Raw genomic sequence first — 24,825 nt, forward strand, 5'->3', positions numbered from 1 at the left:
GCCACCTGATGGCCGCCGAGATTGCCGAACAACCGCAGGTATGGCGCCGTCTGCTCACCGAAGGGCTCGACCCGATCCGGGCCGCTGCCGACCGGATCGCCCAGAGCGCACCACGTTTCGCGCAATTGGTGGCCCGCGGCACCAGCGACCATGCCGCCTTGTACGCCAAGTACCTGATCGAGATCAAACACGGCCTGCCCGCTGGGCTGGTGTCGCCGTCGACCGTCACGGTCTATGGAGCTCGGCCCGATCTGCGCGACGTGCTCTACATCGCGGTCAGCCAGTCCGGCGGGTCGCCCGATCTGGTGCGCTCGGTGGAGGTCGCCCGGGCCGCGGGCGCGTTGACCGTCGCCGTCACCAACAACGCCGAATCCGACCTGGCCGCGGCCGCCGAGATCCACATCGACGTGCTGGCCGGCTCGGAACGCTCAGTGGCAGCGACCAAGTCCTACACCGCTGAGCTGCTGGCGCTGCGCTTGCTGCTCAGCAGCGGCGGCGACGGAGGCGGCGCCGAGGCCCTGCCCGAACTCGGTGAGGCCGTGCTGGCCTCCGGTGAGCAGGTCCGCGAGGTCGCGCAACGCTACCGCTTCGCGCAACGACTCATCACCACCGCGCGCGGCTACTCCTATCCCACCGCCCGGGAAGCCGCCCTCAAACTCATGGAGACCTCTTACCTTTCGGCGCAGGCATTCTCGGGAGCCGACCTGCTCCACGGACCGCTTGCCACCGTCGACCCGCAGGTACCGGTGCTGGCCATCGTGCCCGACGGCGCAGGCGGGCAGGCCATGCTGCCGGTGCTGGAGCGGTTGGCCGAGCGGCACGCCGACGTGTTCGGCGTGGGCGCACCGGCCGCACTGGCCGGGCTGGCCGGCGGCATCGCCTTGCCCACCGGCGTGCCCGACGATCTTTCCCCACTGCTGGAAATCCTTCCGCTGCAACAACTTGCCCTGCATCTTGCGCTTGCCCGCGGCGGTGACCCAGACCAGCCGCGCGGGCTGCGCAAGGTCACGGAGACGCTGTGACACTGATCGCGGCGGGCACCGTGGTGGCCGCCGACGGCGTGCACCGTCCGGGCTGGATCGAGACGAGCGCGGACCGCATCGTCGGCTGCGGCGCCGGCGCGCCCCCATGGCCTGCGGATATCGAATATCCGGATGCGATCGTGGTCCCGGGATTCGTCGACATCCACGTGCACGGCGGGGGCGGTGCGTCTTACACCGACGGCATGGCCGACGAAATCATCCGCGCGGCAACGTTTCACCGCAGCCACGGCACCACCACCACGCTCGCCAGTCTGGTCACCGCATCGCCGGCCGACCTGCTGCGCGAGGTCGCGGCGCTCACCGAAGCCACCGATGCCGGTGTGGTGGCCGGGATCCATTTGGAGGGCCCGTGGCTCAGCTCGGCGCGCTGCGGCGCGCACGACGCCACCCAACTGCGCGATCCGGACCCGACGGAGATCAACGCCGTGCTGGCCGCGGCCGATGGTGCCATCCGCATGGTCACCATCGCACCCGAACTGCCCGGCGGCGACGACGCGATCCGGCTGCTGGTCGACGCCGGAGTCGTTGTCGCAGTTGGCCATACCGATGCCAGCTATCAGCAGGCCCACCGGGCGGTAGAACTGGGTGCCACCGTCGGCACCCATCTGTTCAACGCGATGCGGCCGTTACACCACCGCGACCCCGGCCCGGCCATGGCTCTGCTGGAGGACCCGCGGGTCACCGTGGAACTGATCGCCGACGGCGTGCATGTGCATCGCGCCCTGTTGCGCCACGTCATCGAGTTCGCGGGCGCCGAGCGGGTCGCGCTCATCACCGACGCCATGGCCGCGGCCGGACTGGCCGACGGGTCGTTCCGGCTCGGCACACTCGACGTCGACGTCGCCGACCATGTCGCGCGGGTGCGGGGCATGTCGACCATCGCCGGCAGCACGGCGACGATGGACCGGATATTCCGTGCAGCCGTGGACGTCTCGACGTCCGATGCTGCGCTGGCCGCCGCGGCACAGATGACGGCGACAACACCGGCCCGCACTCTCGGGCTCACCGACGTCGGGAGCGTCTCGCCGGGCCTGCGCGCCGATCTTGTGGTGCTCGATGCCGACCTTGGCGTGCAGGCCGTGATGGCGAGCGGCCGCTGGGCGGACCCGATCAGCCTCGATTCATCAGCGCTGTGATGGTTTCCGCGGCGGTCAGGGCCCGGGTCACCATGCCGACCCCCTCGCCGGCATTGACCGGCGTGGCCCGGCCCGCGGCGTCGACCAGCACGCGCTCGGGAATGCTTGAGGGCCAACCGTATCCGGAGGCGATGTCGAATTCGGAGGTCAGCGTCGTCGATCCGGCATCGGCAGCGAGCAATGCGTCGCGCGCCGACTCCGGCGTGATCGCCTCGACACACGTGGAGAACGCGGTGCCCACCCACGCCGCGGCGGCGCCGGCCGCCAGCACCGCGGCCACGCCGCGCGCCGAGGCGATGCCACCGGCGGCGAGGACCGGTACCTCGACCGCGTCGAGCACCTCGGTCAGCAGAGGCAGCGTGCCGACAACAGGCCTACCGTGCCCGCCGCCCTCGGCGCCGCGGGCCACCAGCACGTCCACCCCCGCGTCGACGGCCCGGCGCGCGGCGTCGACCGTGGCAACCTGTGTCGTCACCCGGACCCCGGCGTCGTGGGCCCGCCGGACCCATTCCCAGTCCTCACCGAAGCTCACGCTGAGCAGCGCCGGCCGGGCGGCCAGCGCCTCGTCGAGCAGCTCGGGCTGATTGCTCATCACCCAGTGCACAAGGCCGATGCCGAACGGACGGTCGAGGGGGCCGAGGGCGGTGAGTTCACGCTTGAGCAACTCGGCCGTCGCGGCGCTGCCCATGCCGATCATCCCGAGGCCGCCGGCCCGTGACACTGCCGCCGCCAACCTGCCACCGGCCGCACCGCCCATGGGCGCGTTGACAATTGGCACATCCAGGCCCATCTCGCGCGCCCAGTCGGTAACGATGCTCACACCCGGCGATGTTACACTCGCGCCTGCCAGGATCTGGCACCGGACGAGGGTGGCACCGTACCCGGACAGCGACAAGACGGGCCTTGGAGGTTGGCCATGGCTTGGTGGATTCTGGTTGTTTCCGGTGTGCTGGAAGCGGTGTGGGCCACCGCGCTGAGCAAGTCCGCGGGTTTCACCCGGTTGGTTCCGTCCGTGATCTTCATCGTCGCATTGGCGTTGTCGATGGGTGGTCTGGCCATCGCGATGCGCACCCTGCCACCGGGCACCAGCTACGCGGTATGGGTCGGCATCGGCGCCGTACTCACCATCGCCTTCGCGATGCTGACCGGGGCAGAATCCGCGTCGGTGATCAAGGTTCTGTTGATGCTCGGCGTCGTCGGCTGCATCATCGGGCTCAAGGCCGTCACCCACTAGCCCCGATCCCGGCTACCGCCGCAGCAGCCGCGAAATACCCAGCGCGCCAATCGCACCGGCTGCCGCGGCGGCGATCAGACCGGAGACGCCGGGCCCCTCGTTGATGTGCAGCCGCGTGGTGATCTGCGCCGGGTCGGGCGGTGGCACGGTCTGTTCGGCCAGGCTCTCCGCCGACGTCGCCGCCCATGCCGTGGCGAACAGGATCAGCCGCGCGGTGACATAGGCGAACACCATGAGACCCACCACGGGACCGAACGTCGCCCCCGCGGGGCCGCGGGTGACCGACTGCAGGTAGATCGACGCCACCTGCTTGAACACCTCGAACCCGACGGCAGCCAGCAACCCGGCCCGCAGAGCGCTGCGGAAGTGCACGGACTCGCGCGGCAACCGGGCGATGATCAAACTGAACAACACCCACGAGATCAGCACCGACACCAGGATGGACACCACCCGCAGCCCGCCGCCGAGCGCGGCGAAGTCGTGTAAGCCGATCCACCGCAACACTTTCCGCATCAACTCTGGGTCGCCCAATGCGGTGAGCGCAATGGTGAGCACCACCGCCAGAAACGCCGACACCAGCGCCAGCAGGTCAGACAGCTTGGTGCCGACGAAACTGGCATCGGTCTTGTGCTGCAGCCACATCTGGCTCAGCGCCTCACGCAAGTTGGCCATCCAGCCCAGCCCCGCCCAGGCCGCCGTGGCCAGACCGATCACGCCGACGGTGCCGCGGGAGGCGATGGCGGAGTCCATCAGCGTGACCAACTGATGACCGAGGTCACCGGAGACCACCGACCGGATGCGGTTCTCGAGCTCGGCGAGCAGGTCGGGCTTGCTGGCCAACACGAACCCGCCGAGTGCGAACCCGACCATCAACAGCGGGAACAGCGAAAAGATGGTGAAGTAGGTGATCCCGGCGGCGTAGAAGTTGCCGTTGCAGTCGTTATACCGATCCTGGGCGCGCATCACCCTGTCGAACCACGGAAAGCGAGTCCGCAGCCGGTCAAGGAATCCCGGTTTCTCCTGCTCGTTCACGCACCACCCTCCCCCGGGCGCCTACGACGTTTGCTGCAGAAACCCTATCGCGTCGTAAACCCGGGTGAGGGTCTTGCCGGCAACCTCTCGGGCCCGCTCCGCACCGGCAGCCAGAACGGAGTTGAGTTCGGCAGGGTCGGCCAGCAACTCATCGACCCTGGTCTTGATCGGTGCGACGAACTCGACGACCACCTCGGCGGTGTCCTTTTTCAGATCGCCATATCCGCGGCCGGCGTAATCCTGCACCAGCGTGTCGACCGCCGTTCCGGTGATCGCGGACTGGATGGTCAGCAGATTCGAGATGCCCGGCTTGTTCTCCGGATCGAAGCGGATCTCCCGCTCACTGTCGGTGACCGCCGAGCGGATCTTCTTGGCCGTGGCCTTGGGATCGTCGAGCAGGCTGATCAGCCCGGCGTCGGTGGCCGCCGACTTGCTCATCTTGGCGGTTGGATCCTGCAGGTCGTAGATCTTGGCGGTGGCCTTGGGGATCATCGCCTCGGGGACCACGAAGGTGCCCGGGAACTGCCCGTTGAGCCGTTGCGCGAGATCGCGGGCCAGTTCGAGGTGCTGGCGTTGGTCCTCACCGACAGGGACCAGGTCGGTGTCGTAGAGCAGGATGTCGGCGGCCATCAACACCGGGTAGGTGAACAGGCCGACCGTCGCGGCGTCCGTGCCCTGCTTCTGCGACTTGTCCTTGAACTGCGTCATCCGCGAGGCCTGCCCGAAGCCCGTGAAGCAGCCGAGCACCCACGCCAACTGGCTGTGTTCGGCCACATGGCTCTGCACGAACACCGTGCTGCGGGCCGGGTCGATGCCAAGTGCCAGGTACTGGGCCGCGGTGACCAGCGTGCGCCGACGCAGCGTCGCGGGGTCCTGCGGGACCGTGATGGCGTGCTGGTCGACGACGCAGAAGAACGCGTCGTAGCCGTCCTGCAGCTGGGCCCAATGGGTGACCGCGCCCAGCGCGTTGCCGAGGTGCAGGGAGTCGGAGGTGGGTTGGGCGCCGGAGAACACGACGCGTTTGCTTCCGCTAGTCATGATGGCGTCGATTTTCGCACTGCTGTCATCCGGTTTATTCACCGGTCAGCTGACGCAGCACGCGTAGGAACACCTCGCGGTCGTCTGCGGTGAGTTCTCCCAGCCAACGCTCCTCGCCGATCTGGATCTCGGCCTGGGCGGCATCTTTGACGGCCCGGCCGGCATCGGTGATGGCCAGCAACCGCACCCGGCGGTCCTCGGGATCGGGCGTGCGCTCGATGTACCCCTGCTGCTGCAGTTCATCGAGGGTCGCGATGATGCGCGTCTTGTCCGCACCGATGGCCTCGGCCAGCGCGGCCTGCGTGCGCACCGGCGCCCGGTCCAGCGCGAGCAGCACGACGTAGCCCCACATGCTCAGGCCGTGCGCGGTCAGCACGGGCAACTCCGCGGCGGCCAGCTCACGCAGCAGCGGGGCCAGCATCGCCGCCAGGTCAGGACGCTTCGCCACCGCGTCATCGTAGGCATTGTCAACTCATACACTTACGCATATCGTAAGCATATGCGTACTATTAATGAAGACGTCCGCCCCTACCACCGCAGCGCCGCGTTGCAGTCCGTCGACGTCGTCAACACCGTCACGCCGGCAGACCTGGACCGGCCCACCCCGTGTGCGGGCTGGAACCTGGGAACCCTGCTCGACCACATGACGGTGCAGCACCGGGGCTTCGCGGCCGCCGCCCGCGGCAACGGGGCCGACACCGAGCTCTGGCGACCCGGGACGGTCACCGACGCCGTGCGGGCCGATCCGGCCGGCGCATACGCCGAGGCCGCGCAGGACGTGCTCGACGCGTTCGCAGCCGATGGCGTCGCCGAGAGCCAGTTCGCACTACCCGACTTCGGGCCGGGCGCGACCTTCCCGGGCGCGATGGCGATCGGCTTTCACTTCGTCGACTACGTGGTGCACGGCTGGGACGTCGCCGCGACGCTGGGCGTGCCCTACGAGCCGGCGCCCGACATCGTCGCCGCAGTCCTGCCACTGGTGATGATGATTCCCGACGGCGACTTCCGCAGCACCCCGGACGCGCCGTTCGGACCCGTCGTCAACGCCTCGGGCGCAACGGATTTCGACAAGATCCTGGCGCACCTCGGGCGGCGGCCGGACTGGGCTCAGGCGTAGTGGACGGTCACCGGGGAGTGGTCGGACCACCGCAGCGCGTACAGCTCGGCGCGGTCGACGCGGGCGCTGACCGCCCTGGCTGCCAGCCCGGGGGTGGCCAGGTGGTAGTCGATGCGCCATCCCGCGTCGTTGTCGAACGCCTTGCCCCGCCATGACCACCAGCTGTACGGCCCGGCGACGTCGGGGTGCAGCTGGCGCACCACGTCGACCCACCCGGTGGCCAGCAGCTCGGTCAGCCATTGCCGTTCGGCAGGCAGGAACCCGGACTTCTTGACGTTGCCCTTCCAGTTCTTGATGTCGTTCTCGGTGTGGGCGATGTTCCAGTCCCCGCACACCACTGTTTCTCTGCGCTTTCGACGCAGCGCGGCCATCCGCTCGGCGACCGTGGCCATGAACCGCTCCTTTTCGAGCTGGCGGTCGGTCTCGGCCTCACCAGTCGGGAAGTACACGCTGACCACCGTGGCATCGGCCGTGTCTGCCTCCAGGTAGCGCCCGTGCGCGTTGAACTCGTCGGACTCCAGCAGCCGGATGGCGGTGATGGGATGCCGCGACAGCACCGCAACCCCGTTGCGGCCTTTGACGTGCGGCTCGGCGGAGGCCAGTGACCAGCCGTCGGCCAGGGCCGGGGCGAGCGCGTCGGCGAGCTGCTCGTCGTCGGCCCGCGTCTCCTGCAGACAAACCACCTCGGCCTCGGTCTCCTTGAGCCACGGCAGCAGACCGAGGTTGTCGGTGGAGCGCTGCTTGACCGCGGCGCGGATGCCGTTGACGTTGATGGTGCTGACGATCAGCGAGCCGGGTGATGCCACGGCCGAGACCCTACCGACCCGCGCCGACACACTCTTGCGGTACCGGCGGTATCACCTTAATGTCGGGCGGATGGCCGAACGAGCACCGATCCACCTTGGCGCCGACAATCCCGATGCCGAGCCGGTCCTGCTGCTGCACCCGTTCCTGCTGTCGCAGAGCGTGTGGAAGTACGTCGCCCCGCAGCTCGCCGAGCGCTACGAGGTGTTCGCCCCGACCATGTCGGGGCACAACGGCGGCACCCCGGGACCAGCACTGCTCGACGTGGCCTCGCTGGCCGACGACGTCGAGCGCCGCCTCGACGAACTCGGCTGGGGCACAGCCCATGTCGTCGGAAACTCGCTGGGCGGCTGGGTCGCGTTCGAACTGGACCGCCGCGGCCGGGCCCGCACCCTCACCGGCATCGCGCCCGCGGGCGGCTGGGCCCGGTTCACGCCCGTCAAGTACGAGATCATCGCGAAGTTCATGGCCGCGCTGCCGATCGTGGTCGCCACGGCCCTGCTCCGGCAGCGAGTGCTGAGCCTGCCGTTTGCACGGCAGATCACCTACCCAGCGGTCAGCGCCACCGCCGACGGCCTCAACGACGAGGACCGCCGCGACCTCGTCGACGACGTCGCGCACTGCAGCGCCTACTACAAACTGATGATCAGAGCACTCACCACGCCGGGCCTGCTGGAGATCGCACACTCCCGCACGCCGACCCAGCTGGTGATCTGCGAGAAGGACCGGGTGCTGCCCGCACCCCGGTTCACCCGGCACTTCACCGACAGCCTGGCCCCCGGGTCGGTGATCAAGCGCCTCGACGGCGTCGGCCACGTTCCGATGTTCGAGGCGCCCACCACGATCACCGAGGTGATCAGCGCGTTCATCGACCGCAACACCGACACGGCCCGCGCGACCGGCTGACGCCGCGGCGCGGCTATGCCTGCAATGCGCCCTTGAGGTGCTCGGCGATGGTGGCCAGGAAGGCCTCACTGGTCTGCCAGGCCTGGTCCGGCCCGATCAGCAACGCGAGATCCTTGGTCATCGCCCCGCCCTCGACCGTCTCGATGACCACGCGCTCGAGCGTCTCGGCGAAGTGTGCCACCTCCGGTGTGCTGTCCAGCTTGGCGCGGTGTTCCAGACCGCGGGTCCAGGCGAAGATCGACGCGATCGGGTTGGTGGAGGTGGGCTTGCCCTGCTGGAACTGCCGGTAGTGCCGCGTGACGGTGCCATGCGCGGCCTCGGCTTCGACGGTCTTGCCGTCCGGCGTCATCAGCACCGAGGTCATCAGCCCGAGCGAGCCGTAACCTTGTGCGACGGTGTCGGATTGGACGTCGCCGTCGTAGTTCTTGCAGGCCCACACGTAGCCGCCCTCCCACTTCAGGCAGGAGGCCACCATGTCGTCGATCAGGCGGTGCTCGTAGGTCAGCCCGCGCTTGTCGAACTCCGCCTTGAACTCCTCGTCGAAGATGCGCTGGAACTCGTCCTTGAACATCCCGTCGTAGCCCTTGAGGATGGTGTTCTTGGTCGACAGGTAGACCGGGTAATCCTGTTGCAGCCCATAGGAGAACGACGCACGGGCGAAGTCCTGGATGGACTTCTTGAAGTTGTACATGCCCATAATGACGCCGCCGTCCTCGGGGATGTGGACGACCTCGTGCACCATCGGCTCGCTGCCGTCGTCCGGGGTGAATGTGACGGTGAAGGTGCCGGGCTTGTCGACCTTGGTGTTGAAGGCGCGGTACTGATCACCGAACGCGTGGCGGCCGATGATGATCGGCTTGGTCCAGCCCGGGACCAGCCGCGGTACGTTCTTGATCACAATCGGCGCACGGAAGATGGTGCCGCCCAGGATGTTCCGGATCGTGCCGTTGGGCGAGAGCCACATCTTCTTGAGATTGAACTCCCGCACCCGAGCCTCGTCGGGGGTGATGGTCGCGCACTTGACACCCACGCCGTGACGCTTGATGGCGTTGGCCGCGTCAACGGTGACCTGGTCGTCGGTCGCGTCGCGGTGTTCGATGCCCAGGTCGTAGTAGTCCAGGTCGATGTCGAGGTACGGCAGGATCAGCTGATCCTTGATCATCTGCCAGATGATGCGGGTCATCTCGTCACCGTCGAGTTCGGCGACAGTGCCTTCGACTTTGATCTTGGACATGTGAGCCCGCACCCTCCTGCTCGTCGAACGTCTCTCGCGGCCACCCTACAAGGGCGAGCAGCGCCGATGACGTGGCCGCTTCCGTTACCCGGGAGTACCGTGCAACACCGCCGCAGCACCGATTGCAACACGTTGCAGCGACCCTCGGCGCAGACCCGCCAGAACGACCACTTGGCTCCCGCGCGCGGTCATGAGATATTCTTGGACGCGGTCATGAGCGCCAGCGATAAGCCCCGGCTTGCTGGCCGGCAACCCTCCAACCGCGGTGGGGTGCCCCGGGTGATGACCAGGTTGAGTAGCCGTCAGCGGCTGCAAGGCAAGCGCGGGTCCGAAGGTACGGGCCCCCAGAGAGACAGGGAAACCTGATGGAGGCCACCCATGTGCTGTCGTCCGTGAACTGTTCGCGTCCGTCCGCCGTCTGCATGTGCAGGCCCGACGCCCGGTAGCCGATTCACCCGACTTCATAGGAGACACCGACCATGACTACCCCCGACGCCTGGTCGTTCGAAACCAAGCAGATCCACGCGGGTCAGACACCCGACAGCGCCACCAACGCCCGAGCCCTGCCCATCTACCAGACCACGTCGTACACCTTCCGCGACACCGACCACGCCGCGGCGCTGTTCGGGCTGGCCGAGCCGGGCAACATCTACACCCGGATCATGAACCCCACCACCGACGTGGTCGAACAACGCATCGCCGCTCTCGAAGGCGGTGTCGCGGCGCTGTTCCTGTCCTCCGGGCAGGCCGCCGAGACGTTCGCGATCCTGAACCTCGCCAGCGCGGGCGATCACATCGTGTCGTCCCCGCGGCTGTACGGCGGCACCTACAACCTCTTCCACTACACGCTGCCCAAACTCGGCATCGAGGTCAGCTTCGTGGAGGACCCCGATAATTTGGAGTCCTGGAGTTCCGCCATCCGGCCCAACACCAAGGCGTTCTTCGCGGAGACCATCTCCAACCCGCAGATCGACATCCTCGACATCCCGAACGTGGCCGCCGTGGCGCATGACAACGGCGTGCCGTTGATCGTCGACAACACCATCGCCACCCCTTACCTGGTCCAGCCGATCGCCCACGGCGCCGACATCGTCGTGCACTCGGCCACCAAGTACCTCGGCGGGCACGGCTCGGCCATCGCAGGCGTCATCGTCGACAGCGGCAACTTCGACTGGACCAACGGGAAGTTCCCCGGTTTCACCGAGCCGGACCCCAGCTACCACGGTGTGGTGTTCGCCGACCTCGGCGCGCCCGCCTACGCGCTCAAGGCCCGGGTGCAGCTGCTGCGCGATCTCGGGTCCGCCGCCGCGCCCTTCAACGCCTTCCTCATCGCGCAGGGATTGGAAACGCTGTCGCTGCGCGTTGAACGCCATGTGTCCAACGCCCAGAAGGTCGCCGAGTACGTCGCCGGGCATCCCGACGTGATCTCGGTGAACTACGCCGGCCTGCCCACGTCGCCGTGGTACGAGCTGGGCCGCAAGCTGGCGCCCAAGGGCACCGGCGCGGTGCTGGCGTTCGAGTTGGCCGGCGGCGTCGAGGCCGGTAAGGCCTTCGTCAACGCGCTCACCCTGCACAGCCACGTGGCCAACATCGGTGACGTCCGCTCGCTGGTGATCCACCCGGCGTCGACCACCCACCAGCAGCTCAACCCCGAGGAGCAGTTGTCCAGCGGCGTCACCCCCGGACTGGTGCGCCTCGCCGTGGGTCTGGAGGGCATCGACGACATCCTGGCCGACCTGGATCGGGGTTTCGCTGCCGCTCGTCCGTTCCGCGCCGCCGATCAGGCCACGGCGACGGTGTGAGGAACGTGAGAACAGCACAGTGACCATCACCGAGATCCCCACCGTGTCCCCCGACCGTCCCCCCGCCCCGCTGCCCGCCGAAGGCGAACTCGGCGCGGTGAACATCGGCACACTGCGCCTGGAGAACGGCGCCGTCCTGCCCGACGTCACCATTGCCGTGCAGCGCTGGGGCGAGCTGTCCCCCACCCGCGACAACGTCGTGGTGGTGCTGCACGCACTGACCGGAGACTCCTACGTCACCGGCCCGGCCGGCCCCGACCATCCCACCCCCGGCTGGTGGGACGGTGTCGCAGGCCCCGGTGCCCCGATCGACACCGACCGCTGGTGCGCGATCTCCACCAACGTGCTCGGCGGCTGCCGCGGTTCCACCGGCCCCGGTTCGCTGGCCCCCGACGGAAAGCCGTGGGGCTCAAGGTTTCCCCAGATCACCATCCGCGACCAGGTCGAGGCCGACCGGGCTGCGCTTGCGGCGCTGGGCATCACCAAGGTCGCGGCGGTGGTCGGCGGCTCGATGGGCGGGGCCCGCGCACTGGAGTGGCTGGTGGGCCATCCCGACGAGGTCGGCGCCGGACTGGTGCTCGCGGTCGGGGCGCGCGCGACCGCCGACCAGATCGGTACCCAGAGCAGCCAGGTCGCGGCCATCAAGACCGATCCCGACTGGCAGGGCGGCGACTACTACGGCACCGGCCGCGAACCGGTGACCGGTATGGAGATCGCCCGACGGTTCGCGCATCTGACCTACCGCGGCGAAGAGGAGCTCGACGCCCGGTTCCGCAACGACGCCCAAGGCGGCGAGGATCCCGGTAGCGGTGGCCGCTACGGGGTGCAGAGCTACCTGGAGTACCAGGGCGGCAAGCTCGCCGCCCGGTTCGATCCCGGCACCTACGTCGTGCTCTCCGACGCACTGTCCAGCCACGACGTCGGCCGCGGCCGCGGCGGGGTGCGGGCCGCGCTGCGCAGTTGCCCGGTTCCGGTGATCGTCGGCGGGATCACCTCCGACCGGCTCTACCCCATCCGCCTGCAGGAGGAGCTCGCCGAGCTGCTGCCCGGTTGCCGCGAACTGGATGTCGTGGACTCGGAGTACGGGCACGACGGATTTCTGGTCGAGACCGAGGTGGTCGGCAAGCTGGTGCGCCGGACACTGGAGCTGATACCGAGGTGAGCGTGTCGGGTCCGCAGCGTTCCCTCTCATTCGGCTCGGAGGCCGCGGCCTACGAACGCGGCCGCCCGTCATACCCACCGGAAGCGATCGACTGGCTGTTGCCCGCCGGCGCGTCCGACGTCCTTGACCTGGGGGCGGGCACCGGCAAGCTCACCACCCGGCTCGTCGAGCGCGGTCTGAACGTGATCGCCGTCGATCCGATCCCGGAAATGCTTGAGCTGCTGACGACTTCGCTGCCCGACACCCCGGCACTGCTGGGCACCGCCGAGGAGATCCCGTTGGCGGACAACAGCGTCGACGCCGTACTGGTGGCGCAGGCCTGGCACTGGTTCGATCCGGAGCGGGCAGCGGCCGAGATCAGCCGGGTGCTGCGCCCGGGCGGGCGGCTGGGTCTGGTGTGGAACACCCGCGACGAACGGATGGGCTGGGTCAAGGACCTGGGCCAGATCATCGGTCACGAAAACGATCCGTTCAACCACGAGGTGACGCTGCCCGCGCCGTTCGCCCACACCGAACGCCAGCAGGTCGAGTGGACGAGTTATCTGACGCCGCAAGCACTTATCGATCTCGTGGCGTCACGTAGCTACTGCATCACCTCGCCCGAGCAGGTGCGCACGCGCACGCTGGGGCAGGTTCGTGAACTGCTGGCCACGCATCCGGCGCTGGCCAACAGCTCCGGTTTGGCGCTGCCGTACCTCACGGTGTCCATCCGGTCCACGTTGTCCTAACGGGTCGCCGCGTCACAACAAGTTGCGTGCCTTCCGGCGACACTCGTCGGCCAGTTGCTGTTCACGACCGAACAGCAGGCCGAACGTGAAGCCGTTTTCGCCGACGGTCGTTCCGGCCGACAGGGCCATGCGGCGCAACACGGCAGACGCGACCACCGTGTCCTGATGGTCACCCAGCACTGACTGAAAGCGCTTGTAGTGCTTCGCCGTTCGCTTGGTTTGCTTCGAGCCGCCGGCGTCTGCGCACAGCTCGGCGGCGTATCGGGCCCGCTTTGCCGCCTTGCGTGCGCGATGCAGCATCGCGTCGTCGGCGTCATCGTCACCCAGCGCCGCGGCGAGCCGTCGATCGGCCTTCCGCTCGGCTTTGCGCGCCCGCTTGACCAGCTCCTTGGTAGTCATCTCCGGATCCACAGGCGGTGCGGTACGCCACGTTCGCAACGCCGCCATGATCGCCAGGTAACGCGGCGAGTCCATGGCCTCTGCGACTTGGGCGCGCGCCGGAAACTCGATGGCCTGCAGGTCGTTTCGCACGCGCGAGGGCACTGGGCCGAGGATCAGGTCGTCGGGGAACTCGTCGAGCGCGTTGGTGAATCTGCGGTGCTGAACCTGGCAATCGCGAACATCGCCGAGCAATCCGGCGAACCATCGCAGCTCGTCCTCGAGATCACCGACAACCGCCTGGTCCAGCACCTTGCCGAAAACCCTCAGCGTGCTCCGCAGCCGCCGGATCGCCACCCGCGTGTCGTGGATGGGATCCTGACCGCGCCGCAACCCGATGTCACCGGCAACGATCTGGTCGATCTGGGTGTTCACGTACCGCGACAACGCGCGCGCCGCAGACGACAAGGACTGAACCGTCGGGAGCGGAGGAAGGACACGGGCGAGCTTCGACGGATAGGAAGACGGTCGGGCACCCGCAGCCGCCAGCCGGCTGGTCAGCTGTTTGGGGATCGACGGGGTACGGGGCCCAAGTTCGACCTCGACCTCACGCCATGCCAACAGCCGCTCGTCCGCCCAGGCGCGCACCGAGTCGTCGGCGATCTCTGCGTAGAGTTCGGCGCCTTCGGGGTTACAGATCCGGTAGCGCTTGCGGACGGTGTGGATCGTCGCAACACTGTCCAGATGCCTGCCCAGGCTGGTCCCCGTGAGTAGCGCCCTGACTGCTTCAGGCAACCCGTCGGTGGGCGGCCAGTGCAGTTCCACGCGCCCCTCGGCGGCCGGAACCTTCAGCTGCCATCCGGTGTCGTCGTCACCGCTGCGACGGCGGAGCAAGATTCCGTGCGTCTGTAGGTCACGCTCCGCGGTGTCGTAGTATTCGCTGGTCAGGTCGACGGTGTCATGCTCGACCTCAGCATCCGCGAAGATGTCGCGGAGCTTCGGCAACTGAAACTGATCATCGACGTCCCACTTGCCTTCACGCTCGAGAACCTCGTGCATACCAGGGAGGATTTCCGCCTGGTCACACCGTCAAACCAGGTTCCGTGAAGGTCTCGCGCCGCGCCGTCAGGCGCTGAGCTCGGCGTTGTCCGCATCCACGGCGCCGAACCACCGCTGCAGCGCGTCGGTCAACCCACCGTCGTCGGATCCGTCTGCAGCCCAGGCGACATAGCCGTCGGGCCGGATCAACAGGGCCGCCGGCCCGTCCACCACGCGCGCCCGGGTGATGTCGACCCGGTCGGCCCATCCCTGCGCGGCCTCGGCATACGCGCCGGAGGAATCGACCAGGACCGGTCGGGCGGCACGCATCAGCTCGGCGATCCGACGCCCGTCGTCGAGAACCAGTTCGGGCACCATCGATCCGCAGAGCCGGTGTCCCCCGTATCCCATGTCGTAGGGCAGGTCAGACCCGGCGATCACGTTCGCGATGTGCGTCGCGCCGTCCGGCGTCGCCAGCAGTTCAGCGAAAAGTGTTCGCAGCGCTGCCACTTCGGGACCGGCCGCCATCAGCGCGGCCTGGGCCATCGACTGCGTCATCACGCGTTGGCCGATCGGGTGCCGTTCGGTGTGGTAGCTGTCCAGTAGCCCCGGCGGAGCCCAGCCGTTCAGTTCGGCGGCCAGCTTCCAGCCGAGGTTCATCGCATCCTGCATGCCGAGGTTCAGCCCGGGACCACCCATCGCCGAGTGCACATGCGCGGCATCACCGACCAGGAACACGTTGCCGGCCCGGTAGCGGTCCGCCTGCCGGGTGTTCTGGCCGTTGATGCGCCGCAACGCATGTGGCCCCGCACCGAGCGGCGGACCCATGGGCAGGTCCACTCCGATCACCCGGGCGGCGCTCTCCCGCAGTTCCGCCACCGTCAGTGGCGGAGCGTCGTCGGGCAGCAGGTCACCGTACTCGATCGTCCCGACCATCGGCCGGCCCGGCTCGAACTCGGCGTAGATCAGCACACCGCCGTCGAACCTGTTGTGCCCGAAGGGGATACGCCCGTGCCCCGGCAGGTTCAGTCCACCGTCGCCGGTGCGCAGCTCGTCCGGCACGCTGACGTGCGCGATCCGGCCGACCACGTCCGTGGTGAACCCGGGGAACTCGATACCGACGCTCTTCCTGACGAAGCTGCGCCCGCCGTCGGCACCGACCAGGTACCGGGTGTCCAGCCGGTAGGAGTTCTCGGACGAGGTCACCGACACCGTGACACCGTCTGTGCGCGAATCGATTCCGGTGAGCTCGTGCCCCCAGCGGATCTGCACGCCGAGGGATTCCACCCAGTCGACCAGTGTGCGCACCACGCGCGGCTGCTGAATCATCATGCCGTACATCGGATTGTCGGTCACTCCGAGGAACGGCAGCCGCATACCCGCGAAAATGTAGCCAGGCATGGGTTGCGGCGGATCGGCCGAGCCGCTGAGCATCGAGTAGAGACCCCGCAGGTCGAGCGCCCGAACAGCCTGTCCGACAATCCCGTTGGCCTTCAATTCGGTACTCGGCGCCGGCAGTTGCTCGAGCACGACCGGGCGAATGCCGGCCAACGCGAGCTCGCCGGCCAGCAGCAGGCCGTTGGGCCCGGCACCCGATATGACGACCTCCGTCTTCTCGTTCATTTCTTCCTCTCGGGTTCAGGCAGCCCAGCGGTGACGGCAGCGAACCCCTGCCGCAGCAGTGCGGTGAACGACACCGGCGGGTCGGCATTTGCGTACTGGTCCATCGCGACGTCGCCCACGGCGCGGACGACGGCCACCACCAGCTGTGGATACATATCGCGCTCGGGATCCGTGCCGGTACGTTCGGCGATGACCGCCACCCACTCATCGAACATCGCTCGGAATGTCGCGTCGCGGATCTCCGGAACCATCAACAGTTTTCGGACCTCGGCAAGCTGCTGCCGAGTCGGCAGGACGTTCTCCGCGCCGTACATGTCCGCGAAGTCCTCGTCGAGCGGTTCCACCACGGCCTCCATGACCGACGTCCACAACGGCTCGCCGGGCGGACGGTTACGCAGCGTCTCGATACTGCGTCGCATGCGTTCGACCTGGCGGTACGCCAGTGCGTCGTACTTGCCACCGAAGTAATTGGTGAAGGTGCGCAACGAGACACCCGCCAAGTTGGCGATGTCTTCGCGGGTGACGTTCTCCAGTCCCCGCTCGAACATCAGACTCAGCGCGGCGTCGCTGAGCGCCCGCCGGGTGTCGAGTTTCTTGCGCTCCCTCAGCCCCACGCCAACCACGATAATCAGATATTGCCCGTTGGGCAATATTTCCCGTCGGGCAAGTTATGTCGGTCCGGTGAAAACGAGTTGAACGCTCGCCGAGACTCACGGAGCGATGTGTGCCGCTAGCTGGTGCCCAGGGGGTCGATGGTCCACGCGATGTAGAGCACCGCCGCACTGACGGTCGCGGTGGTGACGAAATCGATCGCCCTGCTTCGTACCACCAGCAGACCGGCCCGGTCGTCGGTCAAGGTCAGCCGCAACGCCGCGGCCACCCCGACACCGATACCGATGACCAGCGCGCCACGACGCCAGTAACCCGCCACCACCAAAGCGAACGCCGCGATGAAGATCAGCCCGACCACGAGGATCGGCCACTGCCCGGCGAACACCTTGCGGACGAATTCCCGGGCAGTCACGCCAGTTTCGACTCTTCGAGCTCGACGACGTTGGTGAGCAGGAACGCGCGGGTCAGCGGCCCGACACCGCCGGGATTCGGCGATACATGCCCGGCGACCTCCCAGACGTCGGGAGCCACGTCACCGGTCAGCTTGTCGTTCACCCGGCTCACGCCGACGTCGACGACGGCCGCGCCCGGCTTGACCATGTCCGCGGTCAGCAGGTGTGGCACACCGACCGCGGCGATGATGATGTCGGCCTGCCGGGTCAGGCTGGGCAGATCACGAGTTCCGGTGTGGCACAACGTCACCGTGGCGTTCTCCGAACGCCGCGTGAGCAGCAGACCCATCGGCCGGCCAACCGTCACACCGCGGCCCATCACCACCACATGGGCGCCCGCGATCGGCACGTCGAACCGGCGCAGCAGGTGCACGATGCCGCGCGGAGTGCAGGGCAGCGGAGCCTCTTTGCCCAGCACCAACCGGCCGAGGTTGGTCGGGTGCAGCCCGTCGGCGTCCTTCATCGGATCGATGCGCTCGAGTGCGGCGTTCTCGTCGAGGTGCTTGGCCAGCGGCAGCTGCACGATGTAGCCCGTACAGTCCGGATTGGCGTTGAGTTCGTCGATGGTGGCGTCGAGCTCGGCCTGCGAGATGTCGGCGGGCAGGTCGCGGCGGATCGAGTTGATGCCGACCTTCGCGCAGTCGGCATGCTTGCCGCGCACATAGGCCTGCGATCCGGGATCGTCACCGACCAACACGGTGCCCAGGCCGGGCGTGCGGCCCGCAGCGGTCAACTTCGCTACGCGTTCCTTGAGATCGGTGAAGATCTCGTCGCGCGTGGCCTTACCATCCAGCGTTATCGCACCCACACTGTCATTCTGACAGGCCGCATGGCAGGCTCCCCGCTATGCACAGTTCTGCGGATGTGTTCAGTGAGGCCAAGCTGGGCCCGGTGACGTTGCGCAACCGCGTCATCAAGGCCGCCACATTCGAAGCGTCGACACCGCATGCCCTGGTCACCGACGACCTCATCAAGTACCACCAGCTGCCCGCGGCCGGCGGGGTGGGCATGACGACCGTGGCCTACTGCGCCGTCTCCCCCGGCGGCCGCACCGACGGTTGGCAGATCTGGATGCGCCCGGAGGCCCTGCCCGGACTGCGGCGGCTCACCGAGACGATCCACGGCGAGGGCGCGGCCATCAGCGCGCAGATCGGTCACGCGGGCCCGGTTGCCAACGCGCGCACCAACAAGGCTCCGGCGCTGGCCCCGGTGCGGTTCTTCAACCCGCTGTCCATGCGGTTCGCCCGCAAGGCCACCGTCGACGACATCCGCGACGTGATGACGGCCCACGCCAACGCCGCACGGTTGGCCATCGACGCCGGATTCGACGCGGTAGAGGTGCACCTCGGACACAACTATCTGGCCAGCTCGTTCCTCAGCCCGCTGATCAACCGCCGCGCCGACGAGTTCGGCGGATCGCTGGAGAACCGCGCCAAGGTGGCGCGCGGCGTGGTGCGTGCGGTGCGTGACGCCGTCGACAAACACGGCGACCGCCGGATCGCGGTCACGGCGAAGCTCAACATGAGCGACGGGGTGCGCGGCGGCATCACATGCGAAGAATCGCTGCAGACCGCCACATGGCTCGAGGAAGACGGTGGGCTGGACGCCATCGAGCTGACCGCGGGCAGCTCACTGGTCAACCCCATGTACCTGTTCCGCGGTGGCGCGCCGGTCAAGGAGTTCGCGGCCAATTTCAAACCGCCGATCAGCTGGGGTATCCGGATGAGCGGCCACAAGTTCTTCCGTGAGTACCCCTACCGCGAGGCCTACCTCCTGCGCGAAGCCAAGCTGTTCCGCGCCGAACTGAAGCTGCCGCTGATCCTGCTGGGCGGCATCACCAACCGCAACACCATGGATCTCGCGATGGCCGAGGGATTCGACTTCGTCGCCATGGGCCGCGCGCTGCTTGCCGAACCCGACCTGATCAACCGCATCAAGAACGAGGACAGCGCGGGGTCGGTCACCTCGCGGTGCACGCACTGCAACCAGTGCATGCCGACGATTTACCGCCACACCCACTGTGTGGTCACCGGAGCGCCCGATTCTCTGTCAATCTGAGAGGTATGCGGGAGACCGCTGACGACGCCATGGTGACCTACCGCTACGTGCGGGTCGGTCTGGTCGCGCTCGTGGTATTCCTGTTGGCGTCGCTGGTACTGACGGCCACTCGGACATGTCTGCAGGGTTCGATCAGTGCGTTCTTCTTCACCCGCACCCACGCGGTGTTCGTGGCTGCGCTGTGCGCCATCGGCGTGTGCCTGATCGCCTACCAGGGCAGCCGCAACGCCGAGGATTCGCTGTTGAACTTCTCCGGGTTCATGGCGTTCGTCGTGGCGCTGATCCCGACCGGCACCGACGGGGTGTGTAAGCCGTGGTTGCCGTCCGTGGCCGATCCGCTCGGCGGCGTCGCCAACAACATCACCGCGCTGTTCGTGGCTGCGGCCGCCGGCATCGCGTTGTATCTGGCGTTGAGCCGGTGGCGGCCACCGCAGCCTGAGCCCACCGCCGAAGACGACGAGTGCGCCACCGCCGCGGCGTTGTGGAAGTGGCTGGCGAAGGCCCTGTTGAAGACGGAATCCTGGTTGCCCAAGGCCTTGTTCGTCATCACCGTCATCGGCGCCCTGGCGCTGTTCTCGGACTGGTTCATGGCGCGGGCGCACGCGTTCGCCGCGGTTGGCATGTTCCTGGCCATCACGATGGTCGCGGTCTACCACGCCTGCTACGCCCGGGCCGCCGGACGCCAGCAACGCGCTCGGTTCTACGCCGTCATCGCGGTGCTGATGCTGGCCACGGTGGTCCTCGCCGTGGTGCTGCTCGTCAAGCATGTCCAGTTCGGTCTGCTGCTGGTCGAACTCCTCCTGATCGGCGAGTTCGCGCTGTTCTGGGCCGTGCAGACGTGGGACGTGTGGGAGCCGCGCGACAAGTACCCGCCCGAGGCGGTGCCCGCGCTGGCCAATACGCCTCAGCCTGCCCGATAACCGTCGATCAGCAGGTTCTGCCCGTCGCGCCGCAACACGAGCACGGCGCCGGGAACCGGGACCATGCCCTCGACCGCGGCTGCCGGCACCGCCCAACCCGACTCCGCGCACGTCCCGGTGTCGTAGGTGCGCAGCGCCGGTTGGATGCCGCGGTCGGCGACGACGAAGCTGTGCGGGAAGACCACATACGACAGCCCGGCGCCGCGACCGGGCACCCGGTTGGTCAACCCGCTCACAGTGCCGTTGACCGTGCAGCGTGGTGTGCCGTCTGCACCGAACAGGGTCATCTGCCGGTCGGAGACGACGAAGTCGTCACCTGGTCCGGGCGATGGCTGCGGGTACCCGCGCTCGGGAAGCGCGATGACCTGCTTCTGGACGACATTCGCGTAGGACGGCGCCGCAGGGGCCCCGGAGCCGGCGAATTGCAGGAACACCCCGACCGCGTTGGCCGCGGCGGCGATGACGTCGAGCGGTCTGGCCTGTGGGTCCTGCGGAGGTGCCCCGTGCAGCACGACCGTGTCCCACTGCGGCACGCCGCTGGCGGGATCGAGTGCGACAAGCCGGATGTCGACGCCGGAGGCCGACGTGCATCGAGCGACCGACACCACCCAGGAGCGGGTGTCGGCATCGATCTCGCCGTCGACGCACTCCGCGGGGTACGGGTCCGACACCGTCCATGCCGGCTTGCCGGTGCGGGTGTCGAAGCGGGTCCACGACACCGCGTCCCGGGAGACCAGGTACGGCACGTCGCGGTCGGCGGCATGCCCGACGGCTTCGAGCATCCGGGCGTCAGTCGTGGTCCACAGCCGCGCCCCGGTGACGGCGTCGAGGCCCACCAACGCCCGACCCAGGGAGACCACGACCGTGGCTCCGTTGTCGAAGACCGACATGCCGTCGGCCGCGACGTCGCTCTGGCCGGTGCGCGCGTAGTGCCACCGCTCGGTGCCGTCGGCGCCGTATGCCGTCACCCGCCGGTTGGCGAACACGACGAAACCGGCTCCCGCAGCGGCGATCTGGTAGTGCCCCGGTTTACCGCCGAGCGCGCCCGGGGCCTCGGCATCGAACGTGCCTGCAACCGTGACGCCGAAGCTGCGCGTGCCGAGCTCCGACGGCAGTGCGGGCACGTCGGTCGCCGCCGCCGTGGAGCCGTCGACAAAGCGATCGTCGTCGCCTGCGTGTAGCGCGCCCACGGTCACCACCGCGCCGACGGCCACCGCGATGACCACCCCGACCCCGACGAGGCGCACACTGTCTCGGCCCAGCCGGGCAAAGGCGGTGGTGGCGAGCAGCGTGGCGATCGCGCCGGCCAGGCACAGCAGCCACGCCGCCACGCCTGCGGGCAGTGCAGGCGACACCGGATATGCCTGACTAAGGGTGCGGTAGAACGCCGGGATGCCCTGGCTGAAGTACGCGAAGAACGCCAGGACGGCCAACGTCACCAGGACCACAGGGATGCCTGGCAAATCGCGCCCGTCCCGCCCACGCTGCCAAACGGTGACCATCGAGGCGATCAGAAGCAGCGTGATGACGGTGATCGCCAGCGGTATGCGGCTCGGCAGATCCGCACCCCAGCGGTGTAAACCATCGATGAACCAGGCGTCGAGGCCGAGCGGGCGCTGCGGGCCCAACCGGCTCCACCACCCGAGCGCGACAGCACATGCCAGCAATCCCAACGCCACACCGGCGCATACCGTCACCGCCGGCCGCAGCACAGCACGAATTCGTCCAGTCGCCTGATCCCGGGCCATGCGGGCCATCGTCACACATGCCGCCACACGATCGTGGCGCGGCAATTCATGCAGCCGGACGGTTAGAGTTGGTCCCGATGAGCCGACCAGCCCCACCCGCGCTGACCGTTCGGTACGACGGGTCGACCCGTACCTTCGCCGCAGGCAACGATGTCGTCATCGGCCGCGACCTACGCGCCGACGTTCGCATCGCCCACCCGCTGATCTCGCGTGCCCACCTGGTGCTGCGGTTCGACCAGGGCCGATGGGTCGCGATCGACAACGGCAGCCTCAACGGCATGTACGTCAACGGCCGCCGGGTGCCCTCGGTGGACATCCAGGACGGCCAGGTCATCAACATCGGCAACCCCGACGGCCCGCAGCTGAGCTTCGAGGTCGGCCACCACCAGGGCAACGTGGGCCGTACGCCGACGGTCGCGGTGCCCATCGCCACGCGGCAGTCCGGCAGCTGGCCCACCCAGGCGCCCACGGGCGGCGGCTGGCAGCAGCCGCACCAACAGCCCCCGGCCGGCGCGCAGCGCCCGGGATATCCGTCGGGCCCACAGCAGCGCTACCCCACCGGCACGCAGCCCGGCTTCTCCGGCGGCCCGCAATCGGGCTATCCGAGTGGTCCGCAGACCGGGTACCCGAGCGGTCCGCACACCGGTTATCCCAGCTCCCCCCAGTCGTACGCACCACCGCCACCGCCGCGGCCCACGGGCCCTCCGTCGGCGCAGGCCCCGACCACCATGGGCCCCGCTGTGTCGGCGCCCCGCGGCGGCAACGAGCCGATCGCCAATAAGGCGACCAGCATGCTCAAGATCCTGCGGCCGGGCCGCGGGCCCGAGCCGGCCACGGGTGCGGTGAAGATCGGTCGCGCCACCGACAACGACATCGTGATCCCCGACGTGCTGGCCTCACGCCATCACGCCACCCTGCTCCCGATGCCCGGCGGCACCCAGATCCGCGACGAACGCAGCATCAACGGCACGTTCGTCAACGGCGCCCGGGTGGACTCGGCGATCCTGCACGACGGTGACGTGGTCACCATCGGCAACGTCGACCTGACCTACACCGGCGGAACGCTGGTGCGGCGCAGCGAGACCGAGGCCGACACCCGCACCGGCGGGTTGGAGGTCCGTGCCCTCACGTGGACCATCGAGGGCAACAAGACTCTGCTGGACAACATCTCGCTGGACGCGCGGCCCGGCACGCTGACGGCCGTGATCGGCCCGTCGGGTGCGGGCAAGTCGACGTTCGCCAAGCAGGTCGCGGGCCTGACCCATCCGACCAGCGGCACGATCACGTTCGAGGGTCACGACGTCCACGCCGAGTACGCATCGCTGCGCTCCCGTATCGGCATGGTGCCGCAGGACGACGTGGTGCACGGTCAGCTCACCGTCCGGCAGGCCCTGATGTACGCCGCCGAGCTGCGCCTGCCGCCCGACACCACCAAGGCCGACCGCGAGCAGGTCGTCATGCAGGTGCTCGAGGAACTCGAGATGACCAAGCATCTCGACACTCGCGTCGACAAGCTCTCGGGCGGCCAGCGCAAGCGTGCGTCGGTGGCGCTCGAGCTGCTCACCGGCCCGTCACTGCTGATCCTCGACGAGCCCACCTCGGGCCTGGACCCTGCGCTGGACCGGCAGGTCATGACCATGCTGCGGCAGCTGGCCGACGCGGGCCGTGTGGTGCTCGTCGTCACCCACTCGCTGACCTATCTCGACGTGTGCGATCAGGTGCTGCTGCTGGCTCCCGGCGGCAAGACCGCGTTCTGTGGGCCGCCCAGCGAGATCGGTACCGAGCTGGGCACCACCAACTGGGCCGACATCTTCAGCACCGTCGCAGGCGACCCCGAAGCGGCCAAGCAGCGGTACCTGGCCATCCACGGTCCTCCCCCGCAGCGGCCGCCCGCGGACAAGCCGGCCAACCTCGGCGAGCCGGTCCACACCAGCCTGCTGCGCCAGTTCTCCACCATCGCGCGCCGCCAGATGCGGTTGATCGTCTCCGACCGCGGCTACTTCATCTTCCTGGCGCTGTTGCCGTTCATCATGGGCGTGCTGTCCCTGTCGGTGCCCGGTGAGACGGGTTTCGGACCGCCGAATCCGGCCAGCGACGCGCCGAACCAGCCCGGCCAGGTGCTGGTGCTGCTCAACGTCGGCGCCATCTTCATGGGCACCGCATTGACCGTGCGCGACCTGATCGGTGAACGCGCGATCTTCCTGCGTGAGCAGGCTGTCGGCCTGTCCACGTCGGCGTATCTGTTGGCCAAGATCTGCGTGTACAGCGTCTTCGCGGTGATCCAGGCGGGCATCGTCACCGCCATCACGATCATCGGTGTCGGCGCGCCCACCCAGGGCGCCAACGTGCTCGGCAGTGCGTCCTTCGAACTGTTCGTCGGCATGGCCGCATGTACCGTCTGCGCCGCCACGGTGGGCCTCGCGTTGTCGTCGATGGCCAAGACCAGCGAGCAGATCATGCCGCTGCTGGTGGTCGCGGTCATGAGCCAGCTGGTGTTCTCGGGCGGAATGATCCCGGTGACCGGCCGCGCCGGGCTGGATCAGTTGTCGTGGATCACCCCGGCTCGCTGGGGTTTTGCGACGACGGCATCGACCGTCGGACTCACCGACTTGGTGAAGCCGCCCATCATGCCCGACGACTCGCTGTGGAAACACACGTCAGGCGCGTGGCTGTTCAACATGGCCATGCTGGCCGGGCTGTCGGTGTTCTACATCGGCTTCGTGCGCTGGAAGATCCGCCTGAAGAGCTGAGTTTTCTCGG

At 68.2% G+C, this 24,825-nt stretch carries 23 protein-coding genes and 2 riboswitches; of the genes, 11 read left to right on the top strand and 12 right to left on the bottom strand.

What is annotated here, in order from left to right:
• The first annotated feature begins 8 nt into the window (after window positions 1-8).
• Both BTO20_RS27140 and nagA read left to right on the top strand, forming a co-directional pair.
• The gene (locus BTO20_RS27140) at window positions 9-1,022 is read left to right on the top strand and encodes an SIS domain-containing protein (RefSeq protein WP_198344577.1); all 1,014 of its coding nucleotides are present in this window, start codon (window positions 9-11) and stop codon (window positions 1,020-1,022) included.
• Entirely contained in the window at window positions 1,019-2,179 is a 1,161-nt protein-coding gene (gene nagA / locus BTO20_RS27145) for an N-acetylglucosamine-6-phosphate deacetylase (protein ID WP_087079074.1), read from the top strand. The genes BTO20_RS27140 and nagA overlap by 4 nt, the downstream gene beginning before the upstream one ends.
• Here the strand turns inward: nagA and BTO20_RS27150 are convergent.
• On the bottom strand, window positions 2,154-2,969 hold the full coding sequence (locus BTO20_RS27150; RefSeq protein WP_087079075.1) for a nitronate monooxygenase: 816 nt from the start codon (window positions 2,967-2,969) through the stop codon (window positions 2,154-2,156). The two genes, nagA and BTO20_RS27150, sit on opposite strands and share 26 nt — an antisense overlap.
• 50 nt (window positions 2,970-3,019) lie before the next feature.
• Window positions 3,020-3,084, top strand: a riboswitch (guanidine-III (ykkC-III) riboswitch).
• A gap of 11 nt (window positions 3,085-3,095) precedes the next feature.
• Here BTO20_RS27150 and BTO20_RS27155 point away from each other — a divergent pair.
• Window positions 3,096-3,413 (top strand): DMT family transporter, encoded by a 318-nt coding sequence (locus BTO20_RS27155; protein WP_087079076.1) that lies wholly within the window; start codon window positions 3,096-3,098, stop codon window positions 3,411-3,413.
• A 12-nt stretch (window positions 3,414-3,425) separates the two neighbouring features.
• Here the strand turns inward: BTO20_RS27155 and yhjD are convergent, their stop codons facing one another.
• The 3 genes from yhjD to BTO20_RS27170 are packed head-to-tail and all read right to left on the bottom strand — an operon-like array spanning window position 3,426 to window position 5,904.
• Window positions 3,426-4,445, bottom strand: coding sequence for an inner membrane protein YhjD (yhjD, locus tag BTO20_RS27160; protein ID WP_087079077.1), 1,020 nt, complete (start codon window positions 4,443-4,445; stop codon window positions 3,426-3,428).
• 21 nt (window positions 4,446-4,466) lie between these two features.
• The gene (gene trpS, locus BTO20_RS27165; RefSeq protein WP_083166630.1) at window positions 4,467-5,483 is read right to left on the bottom strand and encodes a tryptophan--tRNA ligase; all 1,017 of its coding nucleotides are present in this window, start codon (window positions 5,481-5,483) and stop codon (window positions 4,467-4,469) included.
• A gap of 34 nt (window positions 5,484-5,517) precedes the next feature.
• Window positions 5,518-5,904, bottom strand: coding sequence for a MarR family winged helix-turn-helix transcriptional regulator (locus BTO20_RS27170; protein WP_087082762.1), 387 nt, complete (start codon window positions 5,902-5,904; stop codon window positions 5,518-5,520).
• A gap of 78 nt (window positions 5,905-5,982) precedes the next feature.
• Here BTO20_RS27170 and BTO20_RS27175 point away from each other — a divergent pair, with 78 nt between their 5' ends.
• Window positions 5,983-6,600 carry a TIGR03086 family metal-binding protein gene (locus BTO20_RS27175; protein ID WP_087079078.1) on the top strand — a complete coding sequence of 206 codons (618 nt, stop codon included), beginning with the start codon at window positions 5,983-5,985 and terminating at the stop codon, window positions 6,598-6,600.
• Here BTO20_RS27175 and BTO20_RS27180 read toward each other — a convergent pair.
• A complete protein-coding gene (locus BTO20_RS27180) occupies window positions 6,591-7,388 on the bottom strand; it encodes an exodeoxyribonuclease III (protein ID WP_087082764.1) in 798 nt (265 codons plus the stop codon). The genes BTO20_RS27175 and BTO20_RS27180 overlap by 10 nt on opposite strands.
• Window positions 7,389-7,476: 88 nt before the next feature.
• On the opposite strand from BTO20_RS27180, the gene BTO20_RS27185 reads away from it, so the two are divergent.
• Entirely contained in the window at window positions 7,477-8,310 is an 834-nt protein-coding gene (locus BTO20_RS27185) for an alpha/beta fold hydrolase (protein ID WP_087082767.1), read from the top strand.
• 13 nt (window positions 8,311-8,323) lie between these two features.
• Here the strand turns inward: BTO20_RS27185 and BTO20_RS27190 are convergent, their stop codons facing one another.
• Complete coding sequence (locus BTO20_RS27190; RefSeq protein ID WP_087079079.1) at window positions 8,324-9,544, bottom strand: NADP-dependent isocitrate dehydrogenase; 1,221 nt, start codon at window positions 9,542-9,544, stop codon at window positions 8,324-8,326.
• Window positions 9,545-9,753: 209 nt separating this feature from the next.
• Window positions 9,754-9,873, top strand: a riboswitch (SAM riboswitch).
• Window positions 9,874-10,023: 150 nt separating this feature from the next.
• Between BTO20_RS27190 and BTO20_RS27195 the strand changes: the two genes are divergently transcribed.
• The 3 genes from BTO20_RS27195 to BTO20_RS27205 are packed head-to-tail and all read left to right on the top strand — an operon-like array spanning window position 10,024 to window position 13,236.
• On the top strand, window positions 10,024-11,346 hold the full coding sequence (locus tag BTO20_RS27195) for a bifunctional o-acetylhomoserine/o-acetylserine sulfhydrylase (RefSeq protein WP_087079080.1): 1,323 nt from the start codon (window positions 10,024-10,026) through the stop codon (window positions 11,344-11,346).
• 43 nt (window positions 11,347-11,389) lie between these two features.
• Window positions 11,390-12,508 (top strand): homoserine O-acetyltransferase MetX, encoded by a 1,119-nt coding sequence (metX, locus tag BTO20_RS27200; protein ID WP_408632209.1) that lies wholly within the window; start codon window positions 11,390-11,392, stop codon window positions 12,506-12,508.
• Window positions 12,505-13,236 carry a class I SAM-dependent methyltransferase gene (locus BTO20_RS27205; protein ID WP_087079082.1) on the top strand — a complete coding sequence of 244 codons (732 nt, stop codon included), beginning with the start codon at window positions 12,505-12,507 and terminating at the stop codon, window positions 13,234-13,236. Before metX ends, BTO20_RS27205 begins: the two co-directional genes overlap by 4 nt.
• A 12-nt stretch (window positions 13,237-13,248) precedes the next feature.
• Here BTO20_RS27205 and BTO20_RS27210 read toward each other — a convergent pair whose 3' ends face one another.
• From BTO20_RS27210 to BTO20_RS27230, 5 genes are all read right to left on the bottom strand, one after another.
• On the bottom strand, window positions 13,249-14,673 hold the full coding sequence (locus tag BTO20_RS27210) for a CYTH and CHAD domain-containing protein (protein ID WP_087079083.1): 1,425 nt from the start codon (window positions 14,671-14,673) through the stop codon (window positions 13,249-13,251).
• A gap of 66 nt (window positions 14,674-14,739) precedes the next feature.
• Window positions 14,740-16,275, bottom strand: coding sequence for an FAD-dependent monooxygenase (locus BTO20_RS27215; protein WP_087079084.1), 1,536 nt, complete (start codon window positions 16,273-16,275; stop codon window positions 14,740-14,742).
• Complete coding sequence (locus tag BTO20_RS27220; protein ID WP_087079085.1) at window positions 16,272-16,889, bottom strand: TetR/AcrR family transcriptional regulator; 618 nt, start codon at window positions 16,887-16,889, stop codon at window positions 16,272-16,274. Before BTO20_RS27220 ends, BTO20_RS27215 begins: the two co-directional genes overlap by 4 nt.
• Window positions 16,890-17,005: 116 nt before the next feature.
• Window positions 17,006-17,299 (bottom strand): DUF3017 domain-containing protein, encoded by a 294-nt coding sequence (locus BTO20_RS27225; RefSeq protein WP_087079086.1) that lies wholly within the window; start codon window positions 17,297-17,299, stop codon window positions 17,006-17,008.
• The gene (locus BTO20_RS27230) at window positions 17,296-18,147 is read right to left on the bottom strand and encodes a bifunctional methylenetetrahydrofolate dehydrogenase/methenyltetrahydrofolate cyclohydrolase (RefSeq protein WP_087079087.1); all 852 of its coding nucleotides are present in this window, start codon (window positions 18,145-18,147) and stop codon (window positions 17,296-17,298) included. Before BTO20_RS27230 ends, BTO20_RS27225 begins: the two co-directional genes overlap by 4 nt.
• Window positions 18,148-18,185: 38 nt before the next feature.
• On the opposite strand from BTO20_RS27230, the gene BTO20_RS27235 reads away from it, so the two are divergent.
• Window positions 18,186-19,397: an NADH:flavin oxidoreductase gene (locus BTO20_RS27235; protein ID WP_087079088.1), complete on the top strand. Its 1,212-nt coding sequence runs from the start codon at window positions 18,186-18,188 to the stop codon at window positions 19,395-19,397.
• Between the two features lie 5 nt (window positions 19,398-19,402).
• Window positions 19,403-20,317 (top strand): diphosphate--fructose-6-phosphate 1-phosphotransferase, encoded by a 915-nt coding sequence (locus tag BTO20_RS27240; RefSeq protein ID WP_087079089.1) that lies wholly within the window; start codon window positions 19,403-19,405, stop codon window positions 20,315-20,317.
• Here the strand turns inward: BTO20_RS27240 and BTO20_RS27245 are convergent.
• Window positions 20,302-22,065: an outer membrane protein assembly factor BamB family protein gene (locus tag BTO20_RS27245; protein WP_087082769.1), complete on the bottom strand. Its 1,764-nt coding sequence runs from the start codon at window positions 22,063-22,065 to the stop codon at window positions 20,302-20,304. The two genes, BTO20_RS27240 and BTO20_RS27245, sit on opposite strands and share 16 nt — an antisense overlap.
• 77 nt (window positions 22,066-22,142) lie before the next feature.
• Between BTO20_RS27245 and BTO20_RS27250 the strand changes: the two genes are divergently transcribed.
• Window positions 22,143-24,815: an FHA domain-containing protein gene (locus BTO20_RS27250; protein ID WP_087079090.1), complete on the top strand. Its 2,673-nt coding sequence runs from the start codon at window positions 22,143-22,145 to the stop codon at window positions 24,813-24,815.
• Window positions 24,816-24,825 lie beyond the last annotated feature (10 nt).

This window comes from Mycobacterium dioxanotrophicus, assembly GCF_002157835.1.
Taxonomy (GTDB): domain Bacteria; phylum Actinomycetota; class Actinomycetes; order Mycobacteriales; family Mycobacteriaceae; genus Mycobacterium; species Mycobacterium dioxanotrophicus.